General features: G+C 72.9%; 12 protein-coding genes. 5 read left to right on the top strand and 7 right to left on the bottom strand.

The features are described from left to right. Positions 1-100 precede the first annotated feature (100 nt). From lanKC to ACFYX3_RS08385, 6 genes are all read right to left on the bottom strand, one after another. The gene (gene lanKC, locus ACFYX3_RS08410; RefSeq protein WP_389009686.1) at positions 101-2,701 is read right to left on the bottom strand and encodes a class III lanthionine synthetase LanKC; all 2,601 of its coding nucleotides are present in this window, start codon (positions 2,699-2,701) and stop codon (positions 101-103) included. A gap of 108 nt (positions 2,702-2,809) precedes the next feature. Then, a complete protein-coding gene (locus ACFYX3_RS08405; protein WP_389010530.1) occupies positions 2,810-3,841 on the bottom strand; it encodes a zinc-binding alcohol dehydrogenase family protein in 1,032 nt (343 codons plus the stop codon). Positions 3,842-3,871: 30 nt separating this feature from the next. Continuing rightward, complete coding sequence (locus ACFYX3_RS08400) at positions 3,872-4,828, bottom strand: NmrA/HSCARG family protein (protein WP_389009683.1); 957 nt, start codon at positions 4,826-4,828, stop codon at positions 3,872-3,874. Positions 4,829-4,926: 98 nt separating this feature from the next. Continuing rightward, positions 4,927-6,789: a molecular chaperone DnaK gene (dnaK, locus tag ACFYX3_RS08395; protein ID WP_389009680.1), complete on the bottom strand. Its 1,863-nt coding sequence runs from the start codon at positions 6,787-6,789 to the stop codon at positions 4,927-4,929. 218 nt (positions 6,790-7,007) lie between these two features. Next, on the bottom strand, positions 7,008-8,576 hold the full coding sequence (locus ACFYX3_RS08390; protein WP_389009677.1) for a glycerol-3-phosphate dehydrogenase/oxidase: 1,569 nt from the start codon (positions 8,574-8,576) through the stop codon (positions 7,008-7,010). Continuing rightward, positions 8,573-9,172 carry a TetR/AcrR family transcriptional regulator gene (locus ACFYX3_RS08385; RefSeq protein ID WP_359514877.1) on the bottom strand — a complete coding sequence of 200 codons (600 nt, stop codon included), beginning with the start codon at positions 9,170-9,172 and terminating at the stop codon, positions 8,573-8,575. Before ACFYX3_RS08385 ends, ACFYX3_RS08390 begins: the two co-directional genes overlap by 4 nt. A 74-nt stretch (positions 9,173-9,246) precedes the next feature. On the opposite strand from ACFYX3_RS08385, the gene ACFYX3_RS08380 reads away from it, so the two are divergent. Together ACFYX3_RS08380 and ACFYX3_RS08375 are read left to right on the top strand one after the other, a co-directional pair. Further along, complete coding sequence (locus ACFYX3_RS08380) at positions 9,247-10,842, top strand: FAD-binding oxidoreductase (RefSeq protein WP_389009673.1); 1,596 nt, start codon at positions 9,247-9,249, stop codon at positions 10,840-10,842. A 62-nt stretch (positions 10,843-10,904) separates the two neighbouring features. Beyond that, a complete protein-coding gene (locus tag ACFYX3_RS08375) occupies positions 10,905-11,786 on the top strand; it encodes a diacylglycerol/lipid kinase family protein (RefSeq protein WP_389009670.1) in 882 nt (293 codons plus the stop codon). Positions 11,787-11,927: 141 nt separating this feature from the next. Here ACFYX3_RS08375 and ACFYX3_RS08370 read toward each other — a convergent pair whose 3' ends face one another. Next, a complete protein-coding gene (locus tag ACFYX3_RS08370; RefSeq protein ID WP_389009667.1) occupies positions 11,928-12,386 on the bottom strand; it encodes a pyridoxal-phosphate dependent enzyme in 459 nt (152 codons plus the stop codon). Between the two features lie 393 nt (positions 12,387-12,779). Here ACFYX3_RS08370 and ACFYX3_RS08365 point away from each other — a divergent pair, with 393 nt between their 5' ends. Genes ACFYX3_RS08365 through ACFYX3_RS08355 form a run of 3 tightly spaced genes read left to right on the top strand, consistent with a single transcriptional unit; the run spans position 12,780 to position 16,487 of the window. After that, positions 12,780-13,826, top strand: coding sequence for a substrate-binding domain-containing protein (locus ACFYX3_RS08365; protein ID WP_389009664.1), 1,047 nt, complete (start codon positions 12,780-12,782; stop codon positions 13,824-13,826). Positions 13,827-13,872: 46 nt separating this feature from the next. Then, complete coding sequence (locus tag ACFYX3_RS08360; protein WP_389009661.1) at positions 13,873-15,447, top strand: sugar ABC transporter ATP-binding protein; 1,575 nt, start codon at positions 13,873-13,875, stop codon at positions 15,445-15,447. Next, positions 15,444-16,487, top strand: a complete 1,044-nt coding sequence (locus ACFYX3_RS08355) for an ABC transporter permease (protein ID WP_389009658.1) — start codon at positions 15,444-15,446, stop codon at positions 16,485-16,487. Before ACFYX3_RS08360 ends, ACFYX3_RS08355 begins: the two co-directional genes overlap by 4 nt. The last annotated feature ends 11 nt before the right edge of the window (positions 16,488-16,498 follow it).

Here is a 16,498-nt window from a genome sequence, read left to right as displayed (position 1 = left end):
CCTTATCTCTGTCGGGGGCGTATCGGTGGGTCACTGCATACCTCGGCACGAGGTGGTCGCCGCCGTGCCGAGGGGGTCGTGGGAGGCCCGTCCGGTGCCGTCAGACGGCTACCGGGAGCCGGGGACGCGCATGGTGGGGCCCCGTCAGGAGCGGGCCGGACAACAGGCGGTGCAGGGCCAGCAGGACACCGGCCCCGCCACTGGACAGGTCGGCGGTGAACCGCTGCGAACCCGCTCCGAGGAAGCGGACACCGCGCCGGTACGGGACGGCGTACTTCAGCAGGCCGGTCGCGGCGCGCACGGCGTCCCCGCGCACGGCGTCCGTGCCGGTGAGCTCGGCGTGCTCGGTCAGGAACCAGGTCAGTCCGGCCAGCCCCCGGTACAGGCCCGCCTCCTTCGTGGCGCACGAGACCCGGATGCCGGAGACCAGCCGCGGCAGTGCCGCGGCGCAGCGCTCGTCCGGCGCGGTGGCCACATAGCGGGTGAGCACCGCCGCGAGACCGGCCGCGCCCGTGGCCAGGTACGGCATGGCACGGGTGAACCGTGCGTCGTCGGAGAGGGACAGGGCGCCGTCGGCCAGCGGGAAGGTCCGGTCCAGCTCCTGGTGGAGCAGCAGGCGGCCCGCCTCCAGGAAGCGGGCCTCGCCGGTGTCGCGGGCCAGGCGGTGGAGGAAGAGGGCGAGCCCCGAGCGGCCGTGCAGCAGACCGCGGGCGTCGTGCTCGCCGAGGGCGGCCGGCAGGTCGGCGGTGCGCAGCAGGCTTTCCCCCGCCGCCGCGGCCCGTTCCAGGTGGCTGCTCTCCCCGGTCAGCCGGTGCAGGGAGAGCCAGCTCAGGCCGACCCCGGCCCGCCCGCCGGCCAGCGTGCCGCAGGAGGCGGTGAGCGGGTGCCCGTCGGCGCCGCGGAGCAGGTCGACGGCCTCGTCCAGCCGGCCGAGGCCGGCCAGCACCCGGGCGATGCCGGCCGAGCCGACGAGCAGTCCGGGAGGCAGTGCGTCGCGCAGCGCCAGCGTGTCGCGGCGCAGCCGTTCGCGGATCTCCTCCGGCACCGAGGCCCCGGCGCGGTGCAGGGCGTGCACCACCCCGGCCGTGCCGTAGGCCAGACACACGTTGTTGGTCCGGAACGCCTCGGGCGAGGGCGGGAAGGCCCAGTCCGGCCGGTCGGCGTCAGCCATCTCGAGGAGACCCGCGGCCACCTCCTCGGCCAGCCGGGTGAGGCAGGCGCGCGGATCGGTGTCCAGCTCGACGGGGGAGGGCGGGCGGCCGGGACCGGTCTGGTCCCGCGCCGGGTCCTCCGTCAGGTGGAAGGCGGTCGCCCGCCGCCACAGGTCCTGCGGCGGAGCGACGTCCGCCAGATCGCGGCGCAGGAGGGCGAGGTTGGCGGGCGCGTGCTCGGCGGTCTCGTTGAACGGTGCCAGGAAGGCGAGCGCGACCGCCGACGCGCCGTACCGGTCCTGCAGCAGCGGATCGTTGTCGGCCCGGCGCAGGCCGGGCGGCGGCGTGAACCCCGGAGTGCCCATCCCGGACGGGGCCGCGGACACCGCCGAGGCCGCCTCGAAGTCCACGAGACGGACCCCGCCCGACGGTGTGACCAGGACATTGCCCAGGCTGAGGTCACCGAACCGGTAGCCGGCGGCGTGCAGCCGCTCCAGCGAGGCGTCCAGCGCGGCCAGCAGCCGCCGGCACGCCTCGTAGTACGCGGCGACGGACTCGGGCGTGCGGTCGGCGCGGGCCAGCGGGGAGGACCGGCTCAGCCAGCCCACCAGCGGCTGCCCCGCGACGTACTCGGTGACGAGGAAGTCGTGCTCCCATTCCGTGAAGTGGTCCAGCGGCTCCGGGCCCACCCCCGGGGCCGCCGCGTGCAGTGCGCGCAGCACGTCGTACTCGTGCCGCAGCCGCTGCTGCGCGTCGGTCCCGTCGAAGACCAGGCCGTTGTGGGCGCGGGCCTCCTTGAGGAAGACGGTGCGGCCGGTCCGCCGGTCGCGGGCCTGGTAGGCGCCGCCGGCGTTGCTCAGGCGCACCGCGCGGATCACCTCGTAGTCGCGGATCAGGATCGGGCCCGCGTGCGGTTGCTCCTCCTGCTCGACGAAGGGGTCCGTGATCCCCGCGGGCAGGTGGAAGGCGGGCAGCCGCGAGTCCACGACCTCGCGGCCGGAGCCGTCGCGGACCATCCCCTCCCGGGTGCCGTCGGCCCGGAGCCGGCTGCGGGCGCCGTCGAAGGAGCCGTAGCGGTAGTGGACCGTCCGCGAGTCGCGAAAGCGCCGGTCGGTGAGGACGTACGGTCCCTCCTCCCCGTCGAGCGCGTCGCGCAGGCGTTCAAGGAGACGGCGGGCGGACGCCGTGTCCGGTGGGTAGATGGCGCAGAACTTGCCCGCCTGGGCCCGCGCGGCGTGCTTGTGATGGAGGAACAGGAAGAAGAGCCGGGCGCTCAGGTGCTTGAACGGCACGCCTTCGGAGAAGCAGATCCCGGCGACCGTGTCGAGCACGTGCTGCGCCCGGTCCAGCCGCGCCGAGACATGGATCTTCCAGCCCTGTTCGGCGAGCCCGGTCCGAGGACTGCCCCAGACCGTCCAGATGCCCTGGGCGGAGCCGTGCATGCCCGGCGGCACCTCGCCAGGAGCGAAGCGCGGCCCGGGGTCGGCCGCGCCGGCGAGCGGCAGGTAGTACTCCCGGTCCGCGAGCGCCTCGCCGAAGCCTTCGAGCACGGGATCTCCTCACAGGGGGTGGTCGGTGGGCCGCGACAACGTTCTCGCGCGCCGGGCGCCAGGACCGGCAGGTACGGAGGCGGTTCGGGCGGCGGTATGCGGCCGGGATCAGGCAAGAACGCCTCCGGGGCAGCCCGCCCTCTCGGCCCCGGGCATCCGCAGTACCGCCGCGCCGTGGACCCGGCCCGCGGCGAGGTCGTCCAGGGCACGGTCGGAGTGGGCGAAGGCGTAGGGGGAGAGGGTCGGGCGGAGGTGGTGTGCGGTGGCCGCGGCGAGGAACGCGCGCCCGTCCTCGCGGGTGTTGGCGGTGACGCTGCGGACGGTCCGTTCCCGGAAGAGGTGCCTGGTGTGGTTCAGGGGCGGGATGTCGGAGAGGTGGATGCCGGCGATGGCAAGCGTTCCGCCGCTGTCCAGCGCTTCCAGGGCCGACGGGACGAGGTCGCCGGCCGGGGCGAAGAGGATCGCGGAGTCCAGTGGCTCGGGCGGCCCCGTCGGGGCGTCGCGCGCCGAGGCGGCGCCGAGCTCCAGGGCGAGGGCCTGGGCGGCGGGGGAGCGGGTGAGGACGTGGACGGTGGCGCCCTCGGCGACGGCGAGCTGCGCGGTGAGGTGGGCGGAGGCGCCGAACCCGTAGATGCCGAGCCGCCCTCCTTCGGGGAGCTCTGCGCGGCGCAGGGCCCGGTAGCCGATGATCCCCGCGCACAGCAGCGGGGCCAGCTCCTCGGCCGCGTACGCGGTGGGCAGCTCGTACGCGTAGGCGGCGGGCACGGTGGCGTACGTGGCGTAGCCGCCGTTCGCGTCCCAGCCGGTGTAGCGGGAGGCGGGGCACAGGTTCTCCCGGCCGCGCGTGCAGTACGGGCATGTCCCGCACGTACGCCGCAGCCACGGGATGCCGACCCGGGAACCGACCTCCGGCCTGGTGACCTCGTCGCCGACGGCGACGACGTTCCCGACGGCTTCGTGTCCGGGGACGATGTGATCCCGGTGCGGAGGAAGTTCGTGATCGCGTACGTGCAGATCGGTACGGCACACGCCGCACGCGCGGACCCGGACCAGCAGTTCGTCCGGCGCCGGGGCGGGCACAGGCAGTTCCCGGCGCTCGATCGTCCCGGGGCGGTCGGCGGGGACGACCCAGGCCGCCATCGTCTCCGGAACAGCGGCAGTCACGTCGGGTCACGCCCAGGCAGTGAGCAGTCTGTCGTGGTGGGCGGCGAGCCAGGTGGCGAAGTCCTGGAGGGCCGGGTTGAGGTCACGGACGGCTGTGAGGTCCCGGGCCGCGGTGAAGCGGTGCTCGCAGTCCGCGTAGTACTGGAACATGTTTCCCGTCTCGTCGGCACCGGGCAGGCCCTGCGCGCGCCACTCGTCCGGGCTGAGGGGCCGGTACCGTACCGGTTCGCCGAGGGACGTGGTGAGTGCCGCGGCCATGTCGGCGACCTTGAGGTGCTCGCCGGCGATGCTGATCGTGGCGGCGACGAAATCGGCACCACCGCGGAGGATGGCGAGGGCGGTCCTGCCGATGTCGTCGACCGCGATGCCGGAGAGCCGGCTCTCGCCCATGGGCCAGGTGAGCTGGAAGGCGCCGTCCGGGCCGCGGTGCGGGGCGAAGGGGCCGAGCAGGTTCTCCCAGTAGAAGGTGGTGCGCAGGAACGTGGTCGGCACCGCTTCGTCGGTGAAGTAGTGGTCGGCCTCCGCTTTGCCGTCGAAGTGCGGCACCTTGTAGCGCTCCTGGAGCGTCGGCATCCGTTCGTCGTCGAGGGGGATGCAGTCGCGCGTGTCCTCCAGGGTGGACCAGATCGCGTGCTGTACTCCCGCGTGGGAGGCGGCCCGTGCGACCGCCTGGGCCTGGGTCTTCTCCCGCTCCGCTGACATGTGCTCCCAGAAGTTCGTGACCACGAACGCGCCGTACGCGTGCTCGAAGGCCGGCGCGAGGCTGGGCGGGTCGTCCATGTCGGCCCGGACGATGTCGTCGACGCCGAGGCGCTTCAGTTCCCGGGCGGATTCCCCGTCGGGGTGGCGGGTGACGGCGCGTACCGCGAACTCACTCGCGTGGTCGGCGAGGACGGCCCGCACGAGTCCACCACCCTGCTTACCGGTCGCTCCGATCACCGTGATGATCTTCTTCTCGGTCATGGCTCGATCGCCTCGCACCTCGGACACGTGGTTCGGCTGCTGTCGTCCCGGCTTACCGTTCGTCCTGCTTGCCCTCACCCTCCCGCTTGCCGTTCGTCCTACTTGCCGGTGTCCTCCCGCTTGTCCTCGTCGACGATCTCGGCGTCGACGATGTCGTCCCCGCCGGCCTCTCCCGCGCCGTCGGACCTCGGCCCGGCGCCCCCTTGCGCCTCCTGCTGCTGCGCGTACATCGCGGTGCCGATCCGCTGGGCGACCGTGTTCAGCCGGTCGACGGCCGTACGGATCTCCGCGGCGTCCTCGCCCTTGAGCTTCTCCTTCAGCTCGGCGACCGCGGTCTCGACCTCGGACTTCACGTCACCGGGGATCTTGTCCTGGTTGTCGCGCAGCAGCTTCTCGGTCTGGTAGACGAGCTGCTCGCCCTGGTTGCGGGTCTCGGCGGCCTCGCGGCGGCGGTGGTCCTCCTCCGCGTACTGCTCGGCCTCCTCGCGCATCCGGTTGACCTCGTCCTTCGGCAGCGAGGAGCCGCCGGTGACGGTCATCTTCTGCTCCTTGCCCGTGCCCAGGTCCTTCGCGGTCACGTGCATGATGCCGTTGGTGTCGATGTCGAACGCGACCTCGATCTGCGGGACGCCACGCGGGGCCGGCGGCAGACCGGTCAGCTCGAACATGCCGAGCTTCTTGTTGTACGCCGCGATCTCGCGCTCGCCCTGGTACACCTGCACCGTCACCGAGGGCTGGTTGTCCTCGGCCGTCGTGAAGACCTCCGAGCGGCGTGTGGGGATCGTGGTGTTGCGCTCGATGAGCTTGGTCATGATGCCGCCCTTGGTCTCGATGCCGAGGGACAGCGGGGTCACGTCGAGGAGCAGGATGTCCTTGACCTCACCCTTGAGGACACCGGCCTGCAGGGCCGCACCGACCGCCACGACCTCGTCCGGGTTCACTCCCTTGTGCGGGTCCTTGCCGGTCAGGGACCTCACCAGCCCGGTCACCGCGGGCATGCGGGTCGAGCCACCGACCAGGATCACGTGATCGACCCGGGCCACGTCGATGCCCGCGTCGTTCACCGCCTGCTGGAACGGCGCCCTGCAGCGCTCCAGCAGGTCCTCCGTCATCTTCTCGAACTGCGCCCGGGTGAGCTTCTCCTCCAGGTGCAGCGGGCCCTCGGCGGAGGCCGTGATGTAGGGCAGGTTGATCGTGGTCTCCGTGGCGGAGGACAGTTCGATCTTCGCCTTCTCCGCGGCCTCGCGGAGACGCTGCACCGCCATCCGGTCCTTCGACAGGTCGACGCCGTACCCGTTCTTGAACTGCTTCACCAGGTGGTCGACGACCCGCTGGTCCCAGTCGTCACCGCCGAGATGCGTGTCCCCGTTCGTGGCCTTCACCTCGACGACGCCGTCGCCGATCTCCAGGAGCGACACGTCGAAGGTGCCGCCGCCGAGGTCGAAGACGAGGACCGTCTGGTCGTTCTCCTTGTCCAGTCCGTAGGCGAGCGCCGCCGCGGTCGGCTCGTTCACGATCCGCAGCACCTTGAGACCGGCGATCTCGCCCGCCTCCTTGGTCGCGGTGCGCTGCGCGTCGTCGAAGTACGCCGGTACGGTGACCACCGCGTCCGTGACGTCCTCGCCGAGGTGGTCCTCGGCGTCCCGCTTCAGCTTCTGCAGCACCCGCGCCGAGATCTCCTGCGCGGTGAAACGGCGGCCGTCCACCTCGCCGCTCGCGGGGAACCGCCAGTCCGGCTCGCCCATGTGCCGCTTCACCGACCGGACGGTGCGGTCCACGTTCGTCACCGCCTGCCGCTTGGCCAGCTCCCCGACCAGCACGTCGCCGCCCTTGGCGAAAGCGACCACGGACGGCGTCGTCCGCACACCCTCCGCGTTCGCGATAACCGTCGGCTCGCCGCCCTCCAGTACGGAGACCACCGAATTCGTCGTTCCCAGGTCGATACCGACCGACCGAGCCATGTCGGCCTCCCGTAATCCACGAGAGCGTGCCGCAAAGGCGCTCCTCCACCTCCAGCGTCTTCCCTGCGCGGACGCCGACATGCGCCCGCGACCCGCCTCAGCCGAGGAGATCTTCCTGCCGTCCGCGCACCCGTTCGCCAGGCCCGCTGCGCCTTGCCGGGGCCTGGCTCACGGACCGGGGCCCCTGCCGGAACGTCGGGCAGGGGCCCCGTGTCCGTTCACCGCACCGGGGCCGTACGGGCGAGGGCGTCCCGGGCCGCTTCCTCGGCGAGGGCGCGGTCCTCCGGGACCACGCCGATGCGGGTGCGGCGGTCGAGGAGGTCGGAGGCGTCGAGGGCGCCTTCGTGGCGGACCGCCCACACCAGTTCGGCGCCCGTGACGGGGTGGCCGGGTACGACGGGCTCGGCCAGGGCGGGGTCTTCGAGCCCGAGGGCGTGGACGGCCGGGGCTTCGGAGCCGTAGCGCTGTACGAGGCGGGGCGGGACGTCGAGACCGGCGAGGGTCTGCGGGGCGGCCGCGCCGACGAGGGGGACGGACGCGGTGCGGCATGCGCCGGCGGTCAGGCCGCGGGCGGCGACGGCCGCGTCGACGGCGTCCTGGGCCATGCGGCGGTAGGTGGTCAGCTTGCCGCCGACGACGGTGACGATGCCGTCGGGCGAGGTGAGCACGGCGTGCTTGCGCGAGATGTCGGCGGTGCGGCCCTCCGAGTCCCGGGTGTCGAGCAGGGGCCGCAGGCCGGCGAAGGCCCCGACCACGTCGGAGCGGCGGACGGCGACGTCGAGGGCGGAGCCGAGTACGTCGAGGAGGAAGCCGATGTCGGTCTCGGGCACCTCCGGCACGTCGGGGACGTCGCCGTCGACGGGCTCGTCGGTGAGGCCGACGTACACACGTCCGTCGCCCTGGGGCAGGACCAGGACGAAGCGGTTCGTCTCACCGGGGATCGGGATGTGCAGTCCGGCGGAGAGCCGGCCGAGGGTTTCCGACCGCAGGACGAGATGGGTGCCGCGCGAGGGCCGGAGACGTACGTCGTCGATGAGGCCGCCCGCCCAGACGCCGGCGGCGTTGATGACGGTACGGGCGCGGATGCGCAGCTCCTGGCCGGTGGTCTCGTCCCGTACCAGCGCGCCGTCGCCGTGGAGTTCCAGGGCCCGGGTGCGGGTGAGGACGCGGGCACCGTAGGCGGCCGCGGTGCGGGCGATCGCGGTCACCAGGCGTGCGTCGTCGGAGAGCCGTCCGTCCCAGGAGAGCAGTCCGCCGCGCAGGCCGACGGGGCGCAGCGCCGGGGCGAGGTGGCGGGTCTCGACGGCGGACAGCGTGCGCGGCTGCGGCAGCGTGCGGCGCGAGGTGCGGGCGCCGACGCGCAGCAGGTCGCCCGCGACGAACCCGGCGCGGGCGAGGGCGGCCTGGCCGCGGCTGACCAGCGGGGTGAGGGGGAGCACGAAGGGCTGGGCGCGGACGAGGTGGGGGGCGGTGCGTTCCATGAGGATGCCGCGCTCGACGGCGCTCTCGTGGGCGACGTCGAGCTGCCCGGACGCGAGGTAGCGCAGTCCGCCGTGGATCAGCTTGGAGCTCCAGCGGGAGGTGCCGAACGCGAGGTCGTGGGCGTCGATCGCGGCGACGCCGAGTCCGCGGGTCGCGGCGTCGAGCGCGGCTCCGGCGCCGGTGGCGCCGAGCCCGACGACGAGTACGTCGACGACGTCGCCGTCGGCGAGCCGGTCCAGTTCGCGCCGGCGCCGCACGGCGTCGAGCGAGGAGCCGGGCAGGGCGGTGCTGCTCGTGGGATTCATGGGGCGAGGGTCCTCTCCAGCAGGGTGCGCAGCTCTTCGAGGAAGGCGGCTTCGCTCAGTTCGGGATCGTTCTCGTCGGCCATGGTGCGCATCGAGAGCGTGAAGGACTGGACGACGAGCAGCAGGGACCGGGCTTGCAGGTCGGGGTGGGCGAGGCGTACGGAACCGTCCTCGTGCCCTTCGTCCAGCGCCGTGACGAGGAGCCCGAGCAGGGCGTCCTGGCTGGCGCCCCGTCGGTCGAGGACGTACGGCAGCAGCAGCTCGGGGTCGACGTCGAGGATCTTCTGGAACAGCGGATGGGACCGGAACGCGGCGACTCCCGCCACCAACCCCTCGACGATCCGGGTCCGTTCGGGCCGGTCGTCGTCGGCGGGCGGCATGGCGCCGGCGGCGACGGCGATCCATTCACGGGTCATCAGGTCGCCGACGAGGGTCCGTACGTCGGGCCAGCGCCGGTACAGCGTCATCCGGGACACGCCGGCCCGCCGGGCGACGTCGGTGAGGGTGGTTCGCCGTACGCCGACGGCGAGTACGCAGTCGCGTGCTGCGTCGAGCACGGGATCTGCGTCCGCATGGTTGTGACGAATGGGCGTCATCTGTCACAGTGTAATGCCAGTGCGGGCCGAGCGGCAGCGCCGTCCGTGAAACAGACCGTGAGGAACCTCTCGAAGTGGACATGTTGTGGAGTGGCTGGGGCGACCCGGCCAAGGCGGCGCCCCTGCCCGAATCGGTGACCGGCCTGCTGCGGGACCTGCTCGGCGTCACGCCGCGGGAGAGCGGCCCGTCCGACCTCGCCGACATCGAGGTGCCCGCCCCGGCACTGGCCGGAGAGGCGAGCGCCGCCCTGCGTGCCGCCGTCTCCGCACCGGACGGTGTGCGGGACGACGCCGAGAGCCGCGTCCGGCACACCCGGGGCAAGTCGACCCCCGACCTCCTGCGCATCCGCGCCGGCGAGGTCGACGACATCCCCGCCGCCGTCGTGCTTCCCGGCAGCCACGACGAGGTCCTCGCCGTCCTGCGGGCCTGCGCGGACCACGGCCTGTCCGCCGTCCCGTTCGGCGGCGGCACCTCCGTCGTCGGCGGCCTCGCGCCCACCGCGAAGCGGCCCTTCGTCGCCCTCGACCTCCGCCGGCTCGACCAGCTCCTGGCCGTCGACGAGGTGTCGCGCACCGCGACCCTGCAGCCCGGTCTGCGCGGCCCGCAGTGCGAGGCACTGCTCAACGAGCAGGGCTGGACGCTCGGCCACTTCCCGCAGTCCTTCGAATGGGCGTCCGTCGGCGGGTTCGCCGCGGCCCGCTCCAGCGGCCAGGCCTCGGCCGGCTACGGCCGCTTCGACGAGATGGTCGTCGGCCTGACCGTCGCCACCCCCGAAGGCACCCTGGAGACCGGCCGGGCCCCGCGCTCGGCGGCCGGCCCCGACCTGCGCCAGCTGATCCTCGGCTCCGAAGGCGCCCTCGGCGTGATCACGGCGGTGACCGTACGCATCCGCCCGCTGCCGCAGAAGCGGATCTACGAGGGCTGGCGCTTCGCCTCCTTCGAGGCCGGTACGGCCGCCCTGCGCCGCCTCGCCCAGGACGGCCCCCGGCCCACCGTGCTGCGTCTCTCCGACGAGTCGGAGACCTTCATCGGCCTCGCGCAGCCGGACGCCATCGGCACCACCGAACTCCCGCAGAACCCCGGCTGCATGGCCATCGTCGGCTTCGAGGGCACCGAGGCCGACACGGCCGCCCGCCGCGACGCCGCGCGCGAGGTCCTCCTCGCCTGCGACGGCGAGTTCATCGGCGTGGAGGCCGGTGACAAGTGGGAGCACGGCCGCTACGACGCCCCCTACCTGCGCGACGCCCTCCTCGACGCCGGCGCGTTCGCCGAGACGCTGGAGACGGCCGCGTTCTGGTCCGCGATCCCCGGCCTCTACACCGCGGTACGTGACGCGCTGACCAGCACCCTCACCGAGGCCGGGACCCCGCCGCTCGTCATGTGCCACATCTCGCACACGTACGAGAACGGCGCCTCGCTGTACTTCACGGTCGTCTCCGCGCAGGGCGAGGACGCCGTCGCGCACTGGGCGCCGGTGAAGCAGGCGGCGAACGACGCGATCCTGGCTGCGGGCGGCACCATCAGCCACCACCACGGCGTCGGCACCGACCACCGCGACTGGTACGCCCGCGAGATCGGCCCCCTCGGTGTCCGCATGCTCCAGGCGGTCAAGGCCGAGGTCGACCCGTCCGGCGTGCTGAGCCCCGGGGTCCTGATCCCCGTCCGCTGAGCACCGCCTTCTTGAACCCCTCCTTCCCGAACCCCTTCTTCTGCCGCCCGGAGGCCAGATCCATGCGACAGTTCACCGCCGTCGTCAATCCCACCGCAGGGGGTTCCAGCGGCACGGCGAGCCTGATCCCGCTGGCCCGGCTGCTGCGGGAGGCGGGCGCGCGGCTCGACACCGTCTACAGCCGCAGCCTGGAGCACGCACAGGAAATCGCCCGGGACGCCGGGGCGAAGGGGCACGTCGTGCTGGCCGTCGGCGGTGACGGCATGGCCGGCACCGTCGGCGGTGCGCTCAGCGGCACGGACACGGTCTTCGGCTTGGTCCCCGCGGGCCGCGGCAACGACTTCGCGCGCGCCCTGGGGCTTCCCACCGACGCCGAAGGCCTCGCCAAGGTGCTGCTCGACGGCGAACCGAGGGCCGTCGACACCATCGAGGTGGAGTCCGCCAAGCACCAGGGGATCCACGTCCTCGGCAGCGTGTACGCGGGTGTCGACGCGGTGGCCAACCGCCACGCCAACGCCTCCCGTCTGTTGCGCGGCGCGGCCTCCTACTACGCGGGCGGCCTCCGGGCCGTCCTCGCCTGGAAGCCCGCGGCGTACCGCATCACGATCGACGGGATCCGGCACGAGCGCACCGGCTACACCGTGGTCGCGGCCAACTCGGGCTTCTACGGATTCGGGAGGAAGGTCGCACCGGGCGCGCGGGTCGACGACGGCCTGCTCGACGTCGTGGTGATCAAGGAGGCGCCCAAGCGTCTCTTCTTCGCCATGATGAACGAACTGAAGACGGGCGCGCACGTGGACCGTCCTCAGGTCGAGATCCTGCGCGGCAAGGAGGTCCGCATCGAAGCCGACCGGCCCCTCCCGTACGGCGCGGACGGCGAGGTCGACGCGACCCTGCCGGTGACCCTCAGGGCGAGGCCCGCGTCTCTCCGGGTACTGGCCTGACTTCGGTCCGTACGACCGGGCCTCGCTCTCAGCGTGGTCCGTGGGTCTGCAGGAAGAGGACCGGGCCGCCGTCCAGCCGGTCTGCCGCGTCGAGGTCGAGCAGGGCGGCGAGTGCCTTGGCGGTGTAGGTGCGTTCCCGGGTCAGGCCGGCCTGCGCCGAGGCGCGGGCGAGGGCCCGGTCGCCGGCGGCGGTGGGGTGGGCGTAGCCGTTTCCCAGCCAGGCCGTCTCGACGCGGATCGCGTCGGGGGTGGGCCCGGCACCGTCCAGATCGGCGCCCCGGGCCCGGCGAGCCGTAGCCCGAGGGCGAGACCCGCGGAGGTGCCGCCGGATCCGACGGGGGTGACGAGCCGTGCCGGTTCCGGCAGCTCCCCGGTCTCGACCTGGGTGCCCAGTTCCAGGGCGGTCTCGACGGCGCCGAGCGTGCCGAGCGGGGAGGAGCCGCCCGCCGGCAGGTAGTACGGCGGAGTGAGGCCGTGGGTGTGTCGGGCGAAGAGCCAGGGCGCGGCCAGGATCAGCCTCGGCTTGGTGTGCAGGAGCCGAGGCCGCCGACGGTGGGGATGGTCCGCGCGCCGCGGCGCCGGGCTTCCGGCAGCAGCCATTCCAGTTTGCGGACCTTGTTGCCGCCCCAGCCGCCGTCGCCGTATCCGCCAGTTCGGGACAGTGCCGGTGCAGCAGTGGAGGTGGCATGGGGGAGAGGGTGGATCCCCCGGCCACCGACCGGACCGGCTTCGGCGTCGACTACCGCTTGTCGTGGCACTTCGAACAGGATCTACCATTTCGACGGTCCGGTCGGCCTGTCTTCCCGGACGCCTGAGCGGCGCTGTGTCGTTCCCCCAACCTCCTTTATTTCACGGCCACATGACCCATTCGAGCGCAGGGTATTGACGGTTGCATGATCGCGGCGTTTCCTGTGACCGAATCGTTTGATTGCGCGTGATTCTGATTGGTTGTGTCGCACTCGCTGGTTACTTCCTACCCTCAGGAGCCCTCGAATGCCTACCCTGCGCGCCCGCGTGACCCCCGCTGCCGCGACGGTTCTCGTCACCGTTCTCGGCCTCTCCGCGTGTTCGAGCGGCCAGGCGCCGTCCGGCTCGTCCGGTGACGTCCACACGGTGGCGGGCAAGATGTCCCTGACATACCTTCAGAAGCAGGGCGACCAGGAGTACTTCATCGGCGAGGCCGCCGGCGCGAAGGCGAAGGCCGCCGAGCTCGGGGTCGACCTGAAGGTGGTCAACCTGGGCAACGACGCCAACAAGACCGTCAGCGAGGTCCAGTCCGCGATCGCGCAGAAGAGCAACGGCCTGATCATCGTCGTCCCCGATCCCGCGGTCGGCCCGCAGGTCGTCCAGGCGGCCCGGGACGCCAAGGTCGCCCTGCTCACCTCCGACGACCAGATCTGCACCACCGGACCGGCCCCCGCGTCCTGTGCGAAGGGCGATCTGGTGCCGCGGATCGGCTTCAGCGGAGCGCAGATGGGCGGCGAGGTCGGCAAGCGGGCCGCCGAGGAGTTCAGGAAGGCGGGCTGGAAGCCGGCCGAGACCCGGACCCTCTCCGCCTGGAAGCAGGACGTCACGGTCTGCGGCGACCGGGTCAAGGCCGCGAAGGCCGCCTTCTCCGCCGGCGCGGGCGCGAGCGTCGAGAACATCGACGTCGCCACCGACAACACCCCGACCGGCGCCCAGGACAAGGTCGCGGCCACGATCACCGCCAACCCCGGGGTCAAGCACTGGGTGGTCTGGGGCTGCAACGACGAGAACGTCCAGGGCGGCGTCACCGCCCTGCAGAACGCCGGCATCGACGCCAAGGACATCATCGGCGTCGGCCTCGGCGCCTACCTCGCCTGCAAGGAATGGCAGTCAGGCAAGCCGTCCGGCATGAGGGCGGCGCTGTTCATCAACGGCAAGGACGTCGGCGCGCTCGCCGTCCAGACCATGTACGACCGCCTCAAGAACGGCAAGGACTTCCCCGCGGAGGCGTTCGCCCCGACCCGGATGGTCGACGCCACCTCCTGGCAGACCGCCGGCGTCTCCTGCAGCTGACGCGCCCTCGCTCCCGTCCTGCCCCTCCTCGCATCAGGGAGGCCCCATGACCACCACCCAGGCCGCCGGCCTGTCCGCCGAGAACGTCTCCAAGCGCTTCGGCGCCGTCCACGCACTCCAGGACGTCACCCTGCACTTCCCGCCCGGCCAGGTCACCGCCCTGATGGGCGAGAACGGCGCCGGCAAGTCCACCCTCCTGCGCATCCTGACCGGAGACCACCGGCCGACCCAGGGGCAGGTCCTGCTGGACGGGACGCCGCTCTCCCTCGCCTCGCCGATCGACGCGCGCCGGGCCGGGATCCGGATCATCCCGCAGGAGCCGGAGATCATCCCGCACGTCTCCGTCGCCGAGAACGTGTACGCCGGCTCGCTGCCCCGCCGCGCCGGGCGCCGCCTCGACCGGGCCGAGCTGCGCCGGCGGATCACCGCCGACCTGGCGCGGCTCGGCTTCGCCAAGGTCCTCGACCCCGACCTCCCCGGCTCCCGACTGACCGCCGCTCAGCGACAGTTGGTCGAGATCCTGCGCGCCTTGACCGGCGGTGCGCCGCCCCGGGCGATCGCCTTCGACGAGCCGACCTCCTCCCTCTCCGAGCACGAGACCGAGGCCCTGTTCACCCTGATCGGGCGGCTGCGTGACGAGGGCGTCGCCGTCGTCTACGTCTCGCACCGGATGAAGGAGATCTTCCGCCTCGCCGACCGCATAGCCGTCCTGCGCGACGGCCGGGTGGCCGGCGTCGTCGAGACCTCCGCCACCACCGAGGCGGAGGTCGTCCGTCTGATGGTGGGCCGCGACCTGGCCGGCCTGTTCGCCCGGCAGGAGGTCGCCACCGAGCGCGTCGTGCTCGACGTCCGGGGCCTCACCACCGACGACGTCCGCGACGTCACGCTCCAGGTACGGGCCGGCGAGGTGGTCGCCCTGGCCGGACTGATCGGCGCCGGCCGCTCCGAACTCGCCCTCGCCCTCGCCGGGGACACACCGATCCGCTCCGGCACCGTCACGCTCGATGGCAGGCGTCTCGACCTGCGCAGCCCGCGCGACGCGATCGCCGCCGGCATCGGTCTCGCCCCGGAGGAGCGCAAGGCCCAGGCCCTGTTCCTGCACCGCACCATCCGCGACAACACCGCTCTGGTCAGCCTCCGCCGACTGCGCCGCCGGCGCTTCGTCAGCAAGTCCCGGGAGCGCGCCCTCGCACAGGAGTTCGCCGACCGCCTTCGCGTGCGCGCGCCCTCCGTCGAGACCGAGGTCCACGCCCTGTCCGGCGGCAACCAGCAGAAGGTCGTGCTGGCCCGATGGCTGGCCCGCAGGCCCGCGCTGCTGATACTCGACGAGCCCACCCGCGGCGTGGACATCGGAGCCAAGGCGGAGATCTACCAGATCATCGCCGACCTGGCCCGCGAGGGTGTGGCCGTCCTGGTGGTCTCCTCCGAACTGCCCGAGGTCCTCGGCCTCGCCGACCGCGTCCTCGTGCTGCAGAACGGCCGCATCACCGGCGAACTCGGCCGTTCCGAGGCCTCCGAGGAGGCGATCCTCGCCCTCGCCATGGCCGACGACCTGACCGCCGCTCCCCAGGGCGGCGCCGGCACCGACACCCCGACCACCGCCACCGGAGCCGCCCGATGAGCGCCACCACCGCCCCGAGCACCCGGCGCCCGCCGAGCGGGACCGGACCCGAGCCGACCCCGCGCGGCCCGCGCGCGCTCCTCGCCTCGATCGGCGGGCAGAACGTCGGCCTCCTCGGCGCCCTCGTCGTCGTGATCGCCCTGTTCGGCTCGCTCGACCCGAACTTCCTCGGCTGGGACAACATCCGGGTGATCGGAGAGGCGGCCACCATCGCGGGGCTGCTCGCCGTGGTGCAGACCGTCGTCATCATCTGCGGCGGCCTCGACATCTCCGTCGGCTCCCAGGCCGGCCTCGCCTCCGTGGTCAGTGCGATGGTCTTCACCGCCACCGGCTCCAGCGCCCCGCTGGGCATCGGCGCCGCCCTGCTCGCCGGCGCCGCCGTCGGCCTGCTCAACGGCACGGTGATCATCCACGGCCGGGTCAACCCGACCATCGCGACTCTGGCCGGCCTCGCCGCGTACAAGGGACTCGCCCAACTCGTCTCCGACGGACGGGCACAGGGCTACGTCCTCGGCGACCCGGTCTTCGTCTTCCTCAGCCGGGGGAGGATCGCCGGGCTGCCGACCATGGTCTGGATCCTGGCGCTGGTCGCGGCCGCGGTGCACGTCCTGCTCACGTACACCGACATCGGCCGCAACGTCTACGCGCTCGGCGGCAACGACACCGCCGCCCGCCTGGCCGGCATCAACCTCAACAAGTACCTGATCTCGGCGTACGCGCTGACCGGCACCGTCGCCGCCCTCGCCGGTGTACTGCTCACCGCGCGCACCGGCTCCGGGCAGCCGGTCTCCGGCAGCGAGGGCCTGGAACTCCAGTCGATCACCGCGGCCGCGCTCGGCGGCTGCGCCCTCAAGGGCGGCAAGGGCACCATCGGCGGCACCCTGCTCGCCGTCGCCCTGCTGGGCGCCCTCCAGAACGGGCTCACCGTCCAGGGCATCAACACCTTCTGGCAGAACGTCGCACAGGGGCTGCTCCTGGTGGCCGCCGTCGTCATCCAGCAGCGCCGCAACCGCGCTCGCGCCGTCGGCCTGCCCGCGTAGATCAGCTCCGG

Origin of the sequence: Streptomyces sp. NPDC002463 (assembly GCF_042889835.1) — a bacterium.
Classification (GTDB): Bacteria; Actinomycetota; Actinomycetes; order Streptomycetales; family Streptomycetaceae; genus Streptomyces; species Streptomyces nymphaeiformis.
Note: the sequence above shows the minus strand (reverse complement) of the source record. Positions and strands in the feature narration are given on the sequence as shown.

Excerpts from the sequence above, each read along its gene's own strand:
- ACFYX3_RS08355 (WP_389009658.1), top strand. The coding sequence starts at position 15,444 with ATGAGCGCCACCACCGCCCCGAGCACCCGGCGCCCGCCGAGCGGGACC.
- ACFYX3_RS08385 (WP_359514877.1), bottom strand. The coding sequence starts at position 9,172 with ATGACGCCCATTCGTCACAACCATGCGGACGCAGATCCCGTGCTCGAC.
- ACFYX3_RS08390 (WP_389009677.1), bottom strand. The coding sequence starts at position 8,576 with ATGAATCCCACGAGCAGCACCGCCCTGCCCGGCTCCTCGCTCGACGCC.
- dnaK (WP_389009680.1), bottom strand. The coding sequence starts at position 6,789 with ATGGCTCGGTCGGTCGGTATCGACCTGGGAACGACGAATTCGGTGGTC.
- ACFYX3_RS08365 (WP_389009664.1), top strand. The coding sequence starts at position 12,780 with ATGCCTACCCTGCGCGCCCGCGTGACCCCCGCTGCCGCGACGGTTCTC.
- ACFYX3_RS08400 (WP_389009683.1), bottom strand. The coding sequence starts at position 4,828 with ATGACCGAGAAGAAGATCATCACGGTGATCGGAGCGACCGGTAAGCAG.
- ACFYX3_RS08375 (WP_389009670.1), top strand. The coding sequence starts at position 10,905 with ATGCGACAGTTCACCGCCGTCGTCAATCCCACCGCAGGGGGTTCCAGC.
- ACFYX3_RS08360 (WP_389009661.1), top strand. The coding sequence starts at position 13,873 with ATGACCACCACCCAGGCCGCCGGCCTGTCCGCCGAGAACGTCTCCAAG.
- ACFYX3_RS08405 (WP_389010530.1), bottom strand. The coding sequence starts at position 3,841 with ATGGCGGCCTGGGTCGTCCCCGCCGACCGCCCCGGGACGATCGAGCGC.
- ACFYX3_RS08370 (WP_389009667.1), bottom strand. The coding sequence starts at position 12,386 with ATGGCTGCTGCCGGAAGCCCGGCGCCGCGGCGCGCGGACCATCCCCAC.